The 11,369-nt window shown below is 75.3% G+C and carries 9 protein-coding genes and 1 riboswitch; of the genes, 5 read left to right on the top strand and 4 right to left on the bottom strand.

The genetic code is table 11. From position 1 onward, the window contains the following. Together GT358_RS16870 and GT358_RS12380 are read right to left on the bottom strand one after the other, a co-directional pair. Positions 1-1,333, bottom strand: a 1,333-nt coding sequence (locus GT358_RS16870; RefSeq protein WP_166582932.1) for an AAA family ATPase, incomplete at its 3' end; no start/stop codon positions are given. Then, entirely contained in the window at positions 1,333-2,529 is a 1,197-nt protein-coding gene (locus tag GT358_RS12380; protein ID WP_166582931.1) for a cyclopropane-fatty-acyl-phospholipid synthase family protein, read from the bottom strand. The genes GT358_RS16870 and GT358_RS12380, both read right to left, overlap by 1 nt. A gap of 198 nt (positions 2,530-2,727) precedes the next feature. Beyond that, a riboswitch (cobalamin riboswitch) is annotated at positions 2,728-2,949 on the top strand. Between the two features lie 35 nt (positions 2,950-2,984). On the opposite strand from GT358_RS12380, the gene GT358_RS12375 reads away from it, so the two are divergent. The 3 genes from GT358_RS12375 (at position 2,985) to GT358_RS12365 (ending at position 5,198) form a co-directional block, all read left to right on the top strand. Then, positions 2,985-3,653: an energy-coupling factor ABC transporter permease gene (locus tag GT358_RS12375; RefSeq protein WP_166582930.1), complete on the top strand. Its 669-nt coding sequence runs from the start codon at positions 2,985-2,987 to the stop codon at positions 3,651-3,653. A gap of 73 nt (positions 3,654-3,726) precedes the next feature. Further along, the gene (cobW, locus tag GT358_RS12370) at positions 3,727-4,749 is read left to right on the top strand and encodes a cobalamin biosynthesis protein CobW (RefSeq protein ID WP_166582929.1); all 1,023 of its coding nucleotides are present in this window, start codon (positions 3,727-3,729) and stop codon (positions 4,747-4,749) included. Then, positions 4,746-5,198, top strand: coding sequence for a GNAT family N-acetyltransferase (locus GT358_RS12365; RefSeq protein WP_166582928.1), 453 nt, complete (start codon positions 4,746-4,748; stop codon positions 5,196-5,198). Before cobW ends, GT358_RS12365 begins: the two co-directional genes overlap by 4 nt. A gap of 5 nt (positions 5,199-5,203) precedes the next feature. Here GT358_RS12365 and GT358_RS12360 read toward each other — a convergent pair whose 3' ends face one another. Continuing rightward, the gene (locus GT358_RS12360; RefSeq protein WP_166582927.1) at positions 5,204-5,359 is read right to left on the bottom strand and encodes a hypothetical protein; all 156 of its coding nucleotides are present in this window, start codon (positions 5,357-5,359) and stop codon (positions 5,204-5,206) included. Between the two features lie 59 nt (positions 5,360-5,418). On the opposite strand from GT358_RS12360, the gene cobN reads away from it, so the two are divergent. Both cobN and cobO read left to right on the top strand, forming a co-directional pair. Then, positions 5,419-9,054 (top strand): cobaltochelatase subunit CobN, encoded by a 3,636-nt coding sequence (gene cobN, locus GT358_RS12355; RefSeq protein ID WP_166582946.1) that lies wholly within the window; start codon positions 5,419-5,421, stop codon positions 9,052-9,054. Next, complete coding sequence (gene cobO / locus GT358_RS12350) at positions 9,051-9,674, top strand: cob(I)yrinic acid a,c-diamide adenosyltransferase (protein ID WP_166582926.1); 624 nt, start codon at positions 9,051-9,053, stop codon at positions 9,672-9,674. The genes cobN and cobO overlap by 4 nt, the downstream gene beginning before the upstream one ends. On the opposite strand, the gene GT358_RS12345 is transcribed toward cobO, so the two are convergent. Next, positions 9,671-11,320, bottom strand: a complete 1,650-nt coding sequence (locus tag GT358_RS12345; protein ID WP_166582925.1) for a thiamine pyrophosphate-dependent enzyme — start codon at positions 11,318-11,320, stop codon at positions 9,671-9,673. The genes cobO and GT358_RS12345 overlap by 4 nt on opposite strands. Positions 11,321-11,369 lie beyond the last annotated feature (49 nt).

The raw sequence follows: 11,369 nt of genomic DNA, 5'->3' as shown, positions 1-11,369 counted from the left end.
CGCGCGCCTGCTCGGCCGCGGCGGCCGTGGCGGCAGCCGCCGCGCCCTGCGCCGCCGCACGCGCCAGAGCCGCCTCGGCCTCGGCCCGGGCAGAGGCGGCACGCCCCATCCCGGCGCCGGCCCGGTCGCGGTCGCGGCGCGCCTCCTCGATCCCCCGTCTGGCCGCTTCCGCCCCGGCCTCCGCCCGGGCGGCCGCTTCGGCCAGACGCAGCCGGGCCTCCTCGGCCTCGCGCAGACGGGTCTCCAGACGGGCCGTTTCACGCTCGGCCGCAGCCAGGCGGGAAGCGGCGCCCTCGTCCTCGGCCAGAAGGGCCTGCCGCTCGGCCGCGATCCGCCGGAGGCTGGCGGCCGCATCGCGGCCCAGTTCGGCTTCGCGGGCCTCGTCCCGGGCGAGATCGGCGAGCGCCTGGCGCACCGCCCCCAGCCGGGCGGCCGCGGCCCGTTCGCCTTCGGCGAGGGACGCCAGTTCGGCCCGCAGCCGCGCCGTTTCCTCCGCGGCCGCGGCTCGGGCGGCGCGGAGCGGCTCGAGCCCCGCTTCGGCAGCCTCGCGCGTCGCGCGGGCCGCTCGGGCGGCGGCGGCGGCGCGTTCGGCCAGCGCCCCCAGGGTCCGCGTCTCGCCCTCGGCGGAGGCCTGCGCCTCGTCCGCCGCGGCCCAGAGGCGCCACATCAGCATCCCCTCCGCCCGCCGTAGCGAATCGGACATCTCCCGGTGGCGCGCCGCAGCGCGGACCTGACGGTCGAGCGCGCGCAGGCGGGTCTCCAGATCGGCCACCGCTCCGGCGGCCCGGGCGAGATTGGCCTCGGCGGCCCCGAGGCGCTGGGCGGCCTCGGCCCGCCGGGTCTGGAGACCGGCAATCCCGGCGGCCTCCTCGATCACGCGCCGGCGCGCCGCGGGCCGGGCGGCGATCAGCTCCGCGATCTGCCCCTGGCGGACCAGGGAGGGCGACTGTGCCCCGGATGCCGCATCGGCGAACATGGCCTGGATGTCGCGCAGCCGCGCCTCGCGCCCGCCGAGCCGATAGGCCGATCCGCCGTCGCGTGCGATGCGGCGCACCAGCTCCGTCTCCGCCCCGTCGCGCTCGAAGACCAGCGCCACCTCCGCGAAGGGCCGCGCCGCGCGGCGGGCGGTGCCGGCGAAGATCACGTCCTCCATGCCCCCGCCGCGCATCTGCGAAGGGCGCGTCTCGCCCATCACCCAGCGCAGCGCCTCGAGCAGGTTGGACTTGCCGCAGCCGTTGGGCCCCACGATCCCGGTCAGGCCGGGGCGGATCACGAACTCGGTCGGATCGGCGAAGCTCTTGAACCCGTTGAGGCGCAGGCGCGACAGGCGCATCAGGCGCAGAGATAGTCGCGGGTGATCGGCACCGCATCCACCCGCCGCGACAGCTGGAGCTGGAACACGAGCTGGCGGCCGAACCGGAACGTCTGCTCGGAGCCTGCGAGATAGAACCGCCACATGCGCACGAAGCGCGCATCGTGCAGCCGCTCGGCCTCCTCGCGATGGGCCATGAAGCGGTCGTGCCAGTGCCGCAGCGTCATGGCGTAGTGCAGCCGCCAGCACTCGCAATCGGCCAGCCACAGCCCTGCGCGTTCCACCGCCGGCATGATCTCCGACAGGGAAGGGATGTAGCCGCCGGGGAAGATGTACTTGCGGATCCAAGGGTTGGTGGGCATGGGCGGCGAGGGGCTGCCGATCGTGTGGATCAGGGCCACGCCGTCCTCGGTCAGCCGGTCGCGCACCGCGCGGAAATAGGTGCCGTAGTTCGGCAGCCCCACATGTTCGAACATCCCCACCGACACGACGCGGTCGAACACCTCCGACACCTCGCGGTAGTCCTGGAGGCGGAACTCGACGCGGTCGGACAGGCCCGCCTCGGCCGCCCGGGCCTGCGCGGCGGCAAGCTGCTCGCGCGAGAGGGTGATGCCCGTCACGCGCGCCCCGAAGTCGCGCGCGAGCGTGAGCGCGAGGCCGCCCCAGCCCGATCCGATGTCGAGCACGCGCATACCCGGTTCGATCAGGAGCTTGCGCGCGATGTGGCGCTTCTTGTCGGCCTGCGCCTGCTCGAGCGTGGCGGAGGGGTCGCGGAAATAGGCGCAGGAATACTGCTGGTCCTCGTCGAGGAACATCCGGTAGAGCGCCGGGGTCAGGTCGTAGTGATGCGCCACGTTGCGCTGCGCGCGGAGGCGGTTGTTGAGGCTGCGCAGCCTCCGCACCGACCCGGCCGCCGCCCGCCTCAGCCCCAGCCAGCCCGCCTGTCCGGGCCCCGACGAGTTGCGGATCACGGCAGCGAGAAAGCCGTGCAGGTCGTCCTCCTCGATGACGAGCGTGCCGTCCATGTAGGCCTCGCCCAGCGCCAGTTCGGGATTGAGGGCGAGGCGGCGGATTGTGGCCTCGTCGGTGATGCGCACATGGGGCGCGGCGGCGGACGGCTCCCCGTAGCGGCGCGCGCGGCCGTCCGGCATCGTCACGACGAGGGCGCCCCGTCGCATCAGGCGACGCAGCATGGCGTCGAGCATCCCCGTCCACATGTCGGCTTTCCTTGCCGGTCTTGACCTTCGGGGCAATCAAGGCGCCCCCGTCGCCGGTGTCAACGCCCTCGCGCCGGGCGGAAACGCGGCAGGTGTCCCGCGCGGCACCCCGGCCGCGGTGTCCGCCTGCCCGGCCCGGCTCCGTCGCCGCCGCGGCGGCGCATGTCGCCTTCGCGCTTGACGAGGTCCCGCGACGGCCCGCAGATGGCGGAGCATGGTTCCCGCGGCCGCGCCACGCGGTCGGGATCAAAAGGGAACGCGGACGGGGCCGATCCAAGCCGGAGGCCCCCAGCCGCGGCCGCCCCCGCGACTGTGAGCGGCGAGCGGCCGGCCACGCGCCACTGGGCCCCGGGGTCCGGGAAGGCGGCCGGTCGCCCAGACCCGCGAGCCAGGAGACCTGCCATGCACGGACGACACGCGCGCCGTCGGTGGGACGGCCAGGGAGACATGAGACCATGCACATCGAACCGGGACTCGTGACCGGCGCCAAGCTCGCGCTCGGGGCCGCGACCGCCGCAGGCAGCGCCACGGTGGCGCTGCGCCTGTCGTGGGAGGACCTCCGCCGCCGCGGCCTGTTCTCGCTCGCCGCGCGCGCGGGCCTGGCCACGGCGGCCACGCTCGTCTTCTTCGAGCTGCTGCCCAGCCAGCCCGTCGGCGTCTCGGAGGTGCACCTGATCCTCGGCTCGGCGCTGTTCCTGATCCTGGGGGCCGCGCCCGCGGCGCTCGGCCTCGCGCTCGGGCTCCTCCTGCAGGGCCTCCTGTTCGAGCCCGCGGACCTGCCGCAATACGGCATGAACGTCACCACGCTTCTCGTGCCGCTCTTTGCACTGGCCTGGGTGGCGGGGCGCACGATCCCGGCGGGAACGCGCTATGCCGACCTGCGCTACGGCGACGTGCTGAAGCTCTCGGCCACCTATCAGGGCGGCGTCGTGGCCTGGGTGGCGTTCTGGGCCTTCTGGGGCCAGGGGGCCGAGGTGGCGGGCGCGGTGGCGACCTTTGCCGCGGCCTATCTGGTGGTCGTCCTGATCGAGCCGGTCGTGGACCTCGCGCTGCTCTGGGGCGCGCGGCGGCTGCGCGGGCTCGAGGGCTCGGGCCTCGTGACGCCGCGCCTGCTCGGCGCCTGACCCCGCCCTCTTCTTCCCCTCGCGCCCGCCTCGGACGGGGCCGGGCGCCCCCGCCATGCCGCCGGAGGCTGCCATGTCCAGGATTCCCGCCACGGTCGTCACGGGCTTTCTCGGCTCGGGCAAGACGACGCTGATCCGCCACATCCTCGAGCATGCGGACGGACGGCGCATCGCGCTCGTCATCAACGAGTTCGGGGATCTCGGCGTGGACGGCGAGCTGATCCGGGGCTGCGGCGACGCGCTCTGCCGCGAGGAGGACATGATCGAGCTGTCCAACGGCTGCATCTGCTGCACGGTGGCCGACGACTTCCTGCCCGCGATGGAGCGGCTGCTCGACCGCCCCGACCCGCCCGATCACATCGTGATCGAGACCTCGGGCCTCGCCCTGCCCCAGCCGCTCCTGCGCGCCTTCGCCTGGCCGGGCGTGGCGGGGCGCGTCACGGTGGACGGGGTGGTGACGGTGGTGGACGGCGCCGCCCTGGCCGAGGGCCGCTTCGCCGGGGACGAGGACGCGGTCGCGAGCGCCCGCGCGGGGCTGGAGGGCGCGGACCACGATTCCCCCCTGCGGGAGCTGTTCGAGGACCAGCTCGCCTGCGCGGACCTTGTCGTGCTCAACAAGGCTGACCTGCTCGAGCCCGAGGCGGCCGAGGCGCTGGCCGCCAGCTTGCGCGCGGGCGCACGGCCCGGCGTGCGCGCGCTGCCGGCCCGGCACGGCGCGCTGCCGCTCGGGGTGCTGCTGGGCCTGGGCGTGGGGGCCGAGGCCGAGGACCGCCGCGCCCCCCACCACGACGGCGAAGACGACCACGACCACGACGAGTTCGAGAGCTTCGTCGTCGATCTGCCCGGAGAGGAGGCGGACCCCGCCGCGCTGGCCGCGCGGGTGCGCGCGGCGGTCGCGGCGCACGGCATCCTGCGGCTCAAGGGCTTTGCCGCCGTGGCGGGCAAGCCCCTGCGCCTGGCCGTGCAGGCGGCCGGCCCGCGCGTCGAGACCCGTTTCGACCGCCCCTGGGGGGACGCCCCGCGCCGCACGCGCCTCGTCGTCATCGGCGAGGCCGGGCTCGACCGCCCGGCCATCGAGGCGGCACTCGCGCCATGAGCGTTGCGGTGCGGCGGGGCGACCCCCTTTCCCCCGAGGGGCGGGCGCTGCTCGCGGCCTCGCAAGCCTATCTCGCCTCGCTCTACCCGCCCGAGCACAACCATTTCCTTTCGGCCGAGGCGCTGGCCGCGCCCCACATCGCCTTCTGGATCGCCGAGGCGGAGGGCCGGCCGCTCGGCTGCGTCGCGCTCGCCCGGATGGAGGGTTATGGCGAGGTCAAGTCGCTCTGGGTCTCGCCCGAGGCGCGGGGAGCGGGGACGGGGGCGGCGCTGATGGCCGCGCTCGAGGCCGAGGCGCGGGCGGCGGGCCTGCCGCTCCTGCGGCTCGAGACCGGCGACACGCTCTGGGCCGCGCAGCGCCTCTATGCGCGCGCGGGCTTCGTTCCCCGCGGCCCCTTCGGCGACTATGCCGAGGGGCCCCATTCGGTCTTCATGGAGAAGCGGCTGTGACCGCCTCAGCCCGGCTTTTCGTCGCGCCGCCGCGCCGCCTCGCGCAGCTTCTCGACCAGCGCGGCCTTGCTGGGCTTCGCGGCCGGGATCGCGGGCGCGCGGGGGTCGCGGTTGCGGTCCTTGGGGGGCTTCGGCCCCGTGCGCTTGCCACCCACGCCCATGTTCGCCTCCGTGATCGGGTGACACCACATGGGCGCGCGTGGGCCCCGAGTCCAGCCTGATGCACCTGCTCGCCGCCACGCCCGGCACGCTGGACGACGGCGCCCGCCCCGTCGATCCCGGCCAGACGCCCGCCGACCTCGTGGTGCTGTCGGCCGCCGACACCGAGCTGGCCCTTCTCGCCGCCGCGCGAGAGGCCCTGGGCGAGGAGGCGCCCGGCTTGCGGCTCTGGAGCCTTGCCAACCTTGCCCATCCCCTGTCGGTGGATCTCCATCTCGAGGCCTGCGCGAGCCGCTCGCGCCTCGTCGTGGTGCGCCTCCTCGGGGGGGCGAACTACTGGCGCTACGGCCTGTCGCAGTACTCCGCCCGCCTGCACGAAGCCGGGGTGCCCCTTGTCGTGCTGCCCGGCGACGACAAGCCCGATGCCGAGCTGCGCGCCCTCTCGACCGTGGGGGACGAGGATTACGCCGCGCTCTGGGCCTTTCTGGTCGAGGGCGGGGCCGAGAACGCGGCCGGGTTCCTGCGCCACGCCCGCGCGATGCTGGACGGCACCCCCCGGCCCCCGCCCGCGCGCCCGCTGCTGCGCGCCGGGGTCTGGTGGCCCGGCGAGGGGGTGCTGGACCCGGCCCTCCTGCGCGCGCGCTGGACCGGGGGGGCGCCGGTCGTGCCGGTGGTGTTCTACCGCGCGCTGCTCCTCTCGGGGGCGACGGCGCCCGTGGCGCATCTGGTCCGCGCACTCCTGCGGCGGGGGCTCAACCCGCTGCCGGTCTTTGTGGCCTCGCTCAAGGACCCGCTCTCGGCCGACACGCTGCGCGCGCTGATGGGGGCGGCGCCGCCCTCGGTGATCCTGAACGCCACCGCCTTCGCCGCCGGGGGGGAGAACCCGCTCGCCATGCCGGAAGCGAACGGGGCACCCGTCCTCCAGGTGGTCCTCGCCGGCTCGACCGAGGCGCAGTGGGAGGAGGGGACGCGGGGCCTGTCGGCCGCCGACATCGCCATGAACGTCGCCCTGCCCGAGATGGACGGCCGCGTGCTGGCCCGCGCGGTCTCGTTCAAGGACGAGGCGCGCTTCGACGCCGCGACCCAGTGCCCGATCGTCACCCATGTGCCGCGCGGCGACCGGGTGGCCTTCGTGGGCGACCTCGCCGCTGCCTGGGCACGGCTGCGCGCGACCCCGGCCGCCGAACGGCGCGTGGCCCTCGTGCTCGCCAATTATCCCGACCGGGACGGGCGGCTCGCCAACGGGGTGGGCCTCGACACACCCGCCTCGACGGTCGCCGCGCTGCGGCTGATGGCGGGGGCGGGCTACCGGGTCGAGGGGGCGCCCGAGGACGCGGACGCGCTGATGGCGCGGCTCCTTGCCGGGCCCACCAACGCGCCGGGCCCCCGCGAGGGGGGCGAGCGCCTGCCCCTCGGGGCCTATCGCGCCTGGTTCGACGCCCTTCCGTGGGAGGTGAAGCGGCAGGTCGCCGACCGCTGGGGCGCGCCCGAGGACGACCCGGCCGTGCGCGACGGCGCCTTCGTCCTCGGGCTGCACCGGATGGGGCATGTCGTCGTCGGCCTCCAGCCCGCGCGCGGCTACGGCGTGGACCCCCGGGCGACCTACCACGCCCCCGACCTCGTGCCGCCCCACGGCTATCTCGCCTTCTACCTCTGGCTGCGGGCCGAATGGGGCGCCCACGCGATCGTCCACATGGGCAAGCACGGCAACCTCGAATGGCTGCCCGGCAAGGGGGTCGCGCTCTCGGCCGCCTGCTGGCCCGAGGTGGCGCTGGGCCCCCTGCCCCATCTCTACCCCTTCATCGTCAACGACCCCGGCGAGGGGACGCAGGCCAAGCGCCGCGCGCAGGCCGTCATCCTCGACCACCTCACCCCGCCCCTGACCCGGGCCGAGACCTATGGCCCCCTGCGCGACCTCGAGGGGCTGCTCGACGAGCTGGCCTCGGCCGAGGCGACGGATTCCCGCCGCGCCGCCCACCTGCGGCGCGAGATCGCGACCCTGGCCGAGAGCACCGGCATCGCGGCGGATGCGGGCCTGGCTGACGGGCGCGACCTCGCCAAGCTGGATGCCTGGATCTGCGACCTCAAGGAGGCGCAGATCCGCGACGGCCTCCACGTCTTCGGCGCCTCGCCCGGCGGGGTGCAGCGGCGCGACCTGCTGCTCGCGCTCGCCCGTGTGCCGCGGGGGGACCGCGCCTCGCTGCCGCGCGCGCTGGCGGCGGACCTCGGGCTGCCGCTCGACCCGCTCGCGGCCGACTGGGCCGCCCCGTGGGAGGGGCCGCGCCCGGACGGGCTCGCGGGCCTCAGCCCGGACCCGTGGCGCACGCAGGGCGACACGGTCGAGCGGCTCGAACTGTTCGCGCAGGCCCTGCTCGAGGGACGCGCCGAGGCGCCGGGCCCGGCCAGCGCCGCCGTCTTGGCCGAGATCCGCGACGACCTCGGGCCCCGCCTCGACGCCTCGGGCCCGGCCGAGGGGGCGGCGCTCCTCGCCGCTCTGGACGGCCGGGCGGTCGCGCCGGGGCCTTCGGGGGCGCCCACGCGGGGCCGGCCCGACGTCCTGCCCACGGGGCGCAACTTCTTCTCGGTGGACGGCCGCGCCATGCCCACCCGCGCGGCCTGGACGCTCGGCCGCGCCTCGGCCGAGGCGCTGGTCGAGCGCCACGCCGCCGAGACGGGCGACTGGCCCCGCGCGCTGGTCCTGACGGCCTGGGGCACCTCGGCCATGCGCACGGGGGGCGACGACGTGGCCCAGGGCCTCGCGCTGATGGGGGTGCGCCCGGTCTGGGAGGCGATCTCGGGCCGCGTCACCGGCATCGAGGTCGTGCCGCTCGCGCAGCTCGGCCGGCCCCGGGTGGACGTGACCCTGCGCATCTCGGGCTTCTTCCGCGACGCCTTCCCCCAGCTCGTGGCCCTGTTCGACAGCGCCGCCCGCGCGATCCAGGCCCTCGAGGAGCCCGAGGAGATGAACGCCGCCCCCCGCGCGCCGGGCCCGCGCGTCTACGGCTCCAAGCCCGGCGCCTACGGGGCGGGGCTGCAGGCGCTGATCGACGGCCGCGCCTGGGAAGGGCGCGCGGACCTCGCCCGCGCCTATCTCGACTGGGGCGGCTGGGCCTATGGCGCCCACCGCGAGGGGGTGGCCGACCATGCGGGCTTTGCCGAGCGGCTGCGCCGGGCCGAGGCCGTGGTCCAGAACCAGGACAACCGCGAGCACGACCTGCTCGATTCGGACGATTACTACCAGTTCGAGGGGGGGGCGGCGGCGGCCGTCGAATGGCTGCGCGGCGAGGCGGTGCCCGTCTGGCACGGCGACCATTCCCGCCCCGAGCGGCCTGTCATCCGCTCGCTCGAGGAGGAGGTCGCGCGCGTCGTCCGCTCGCGCGTGGTCAACCCGAAATGGATCGCGGGCGTCATGCGCCACGGCTACAAGGGCGCCTTCGAGATCGCGGCCAGCGTGGACTACCTGTTCGCCTTCGCCGCCACCACGAACGCCGTGCGCGGCCACCATTTCGACGCCGTCGAGGAGGCGGTGCTGGGCGACGAGGCGGTGCGCGCCTTTCTGGCCGCCCACAACGCCCCCGCCTTGCGCGAGATCGCCGAGCGGCTGCACGAGGCGATCGCCCGCGGCCTCTGGACCCCGCGCTCCAACTCCGCCCGCGCCCGCATCGACGCGCTGCGCGAGACCAGGGAGGGTTCATGACCGACGACATCCCCGAGACCGACGCCGCCCGCCACGCCGCCAAGATGGCCCGCAAGAAGGCCGCGCGCGACCGCATCATGGCCACCAAGACCGAGGAACGCGGCCTCGTGATCGTCCACACGGGCAAGGGCAAGGGCAAGTCCTCGGCCGCCTTCGGGATGATCTTCCGCTGCATCGCCCACGGGATGCCCTGCGCGGTGGTCCAGTTCATCAAGGGCGCCATGCCCACGGGCGAGCGCAGCCTGATCGAGGCGCATTTCGCCGATCTCTGCACCGTGCGTGCCATGGGCGAAGGCTTTACCTGGGAAACGCAGGACCGCGCCCGCGACATCGCTGCGGCCGAGGCCGCCTGGGAGGTGGCCAAGGGCTTCATCCGCGATCCCGCCCGCCGCATGGTCCTGCTCGACGAGATCAACGTGGCGCTGCGCTACGGCTATCTCGACCTCGACGCCGTTCTGGCCTTTCTCGCGGCCGAACGTCCCCCCACGACGCATGTGGTCCTGACCGGCCGCAACGCCGATCCTCGCCTCGTCGAGGCGGCCGACCTCGTGACCGAGATGGAGCTGGTCAAGCACCCCTTCCGCTCGGGCGTGAAGGCGCAGCCCGGGGTGGAGTTCTAGCCCCCCCGCGCGGCTGCCCGGATCTCGGAAAGGGTGCGGGTGGTGGTCAGCGCCTCGGGGTCCAGCCGGCACTCGATCACCGCGAGGGTGCCGGCCGCGCGGGCCTGCTCCAGCGCGTCGGGAAAATCCTCCGTCCGCTCGACCGTCGCGCCCCAGCCGCCATAGGCGCGGGCCAGCGCGGCATAATCCGGGCTCAGGCAGTCGCTGCCCGAGACGCGGGCGGGAAAGCGCCGCTCCTGATGCATGCGGATCGTGCCGTAGGTGCCGTTGTTCATCACCACCACGACCGGGGCGGCCCCGTGCTGGATGGCTGTGCTCATCTCGTTCAGCGTCATCTGGATGTCGCCGTCGCCCGCCACGCAGACCACCGTGCGCCCCGGATGGTGCAGGCTGGCCGCGACCGCCGCCGGAAAGCCGTAGCCCATCGAGCCCGAGCCGGGCGCAAGCTGCGTCCCCCAGCGGCGGAACCGGTAGTAGCGCCCGAGAAAGGCCGCGAAGTTGCCCGCCCCGTTGGTCAGGATCGCATCGGGGGGCAGCGTGCGCGACAGGTGCGCGATCACCTCCTCCTGCCGGACGGCGCCGGGCGTGGGCTGCGGACTGGACCAGCGCAGATACTCCTCGTGCGCCTCGCGCGCGGCCGCGGCGTCGCGCCCCCCCGGCGGCAGGGCGGCCAGGGCGGCCACGAAGTCGGGCGCGGGCGCGGTCGCCGACAGGTCGGGGCGCCAAGGGCGTCCGGGCTCCTCGGGCTCGGGATGGACCTGCAGCAGGACCTTGCCGTGCCCCCGCGGGTCGAGGGCCGTGTAGCCCGCGCTCTCGATGTCGCCCAGCCGCGCCCCCAGCAGCAGGATCGCATCCGCCTCGCGCAGGCGGCGCAGAAGGGCGGGGTTGGTCGCCACCGTCAGCTCGCCCGCGTAATGGGGGTGCTCGTTGTCGAGGAAGTCCTGCCGGCGGAAGGCCAGCGCCACGGGCAGCCCCTGCGCCTCGGCGAAGCGGCCGAGGTCTTGCGCCGCCCGCTCGGACCAGTGGGGCCCGCCCGCGACCACGAGGGGCCGGCGCGCCGCGGCCAGCCGCTCCAGCATCGCTGCCGCCGCCCCGCTCCAGTCGGGCGAGAGCCGCGGCCCCTCGGGCGGGCGGTCGGGGGCGTCCGTCACGGCGTCCAGCATGTCCTCGGGCAGCGACAGGACCACGGGGCCCGGCCGGCCCGAGGTCATCACCCGCCAGGCGCGCGCCAGCATCTCGGGCAGCCGCTCGGTCTCGGTCACGGCGGCGGCCCATTTGGCGAGGGGGGCGAACATCGCCGGAAAGTCCACCTCCTGGAACGCCTCGCGCCCGCGATGGCCGCGCTCGATGTCGCCCACCAGCAGCAGCAGGGGCGTGCCGTCCTGCCGCGCGACATGGACCCCCGCGGCGGCGTTGGTCGCGCCGGGCCCGCGCGTGACGAGGCAGATTCCCGGCGCGCCCGAGAGCTTGCCCGTCGCCTCGGCCATGAAGGCCGCCCCCCCCTCGTGGCGGCAGACGACATTGGCGATCCCCGCATCGGGCAGCCCGTCGAGCAGCGCCAGAAAGCTCTCGCCCGGAACAGAGAACACCCGGCGCACCCCATGTGCCGCCAGGTGATCCGCCAGAAGCCGCCCGCCATGCCGCATGTTTGCCCCCTTCGGCCCGCGCGGCACCTTGGCCGCCCCGGCCGGCCGC

The organism is Rubellimicrobium sp. CFH 75288 (genome assembly GCF_009904055.1).
GTDB lineage: Bacteria > Pseudomonadota > Alphaproteobacteria > Rhodobacterales > Rhodobacteraceae > Rubellimicrobium.
Note: the sequence above shows the minus strand (reverse complement) of the source record. Positions and strands in the feature narration are given on the sequence as shown.

Bases quoted from the DNA above. Each gene is read 5' to 3' on its own strand.
- GT358_RS12360 (WP_166582927.1), bottom strand. From the start codon at position 5,359: ATGGGCGTGGGTGGCAAGCGCACGGGGCCGAAGCCCCCCAAGGACCGC.
- cobW (WP_166582929.1), top strand. From the start codon at position 3,727: ATGTCCAGGATTCCCGCCACGGTCGTCACGGGCTTTCTCGGCTCGGGC.
- cobO (WP_166582926.1), top strand. From the start codon at position 9,051: ATGACCGACGACATCCCCGAGACCGACGCCGCCCGCCACGCCGCCAAG.
- GT358_RS12375 (WP_166582930.1), top strand. From the start codon at position 2,985: ATGCACATCGAACCGGGACTCGTGACCGGCGCCAAGCTCGCGCTCGGG.
- GT358_RS12365 (WP_166582928.1), top strand. From the start codon at position 4,746: ATGAGCGTTGCGGTGCGGCGGGGCGACCCCCTTTCCCCCGAGGGGCGG.
- GT358_RS12380 (WP_166582931.1), bottom strand. From the start codon at position 2,529: ATGTGGACGGGGATGCTCGACGCCATGCTGCGTCGCCTGATGCGACGG.
- GT358_RS12345 (WP_166582925.1), bottom strand. From the start codon at position 11,320: ATGCGGCATGGCGGGCGGCTTCTGGCGGATCACCTGGCGGCACATGGG.
- cobN (WP_166582946.1), top strand. From the start codon at position 5,419: ATGCACCTGCTCGCCGCCACGCCCGGCACGCTGGACGACGGCGCCCGC.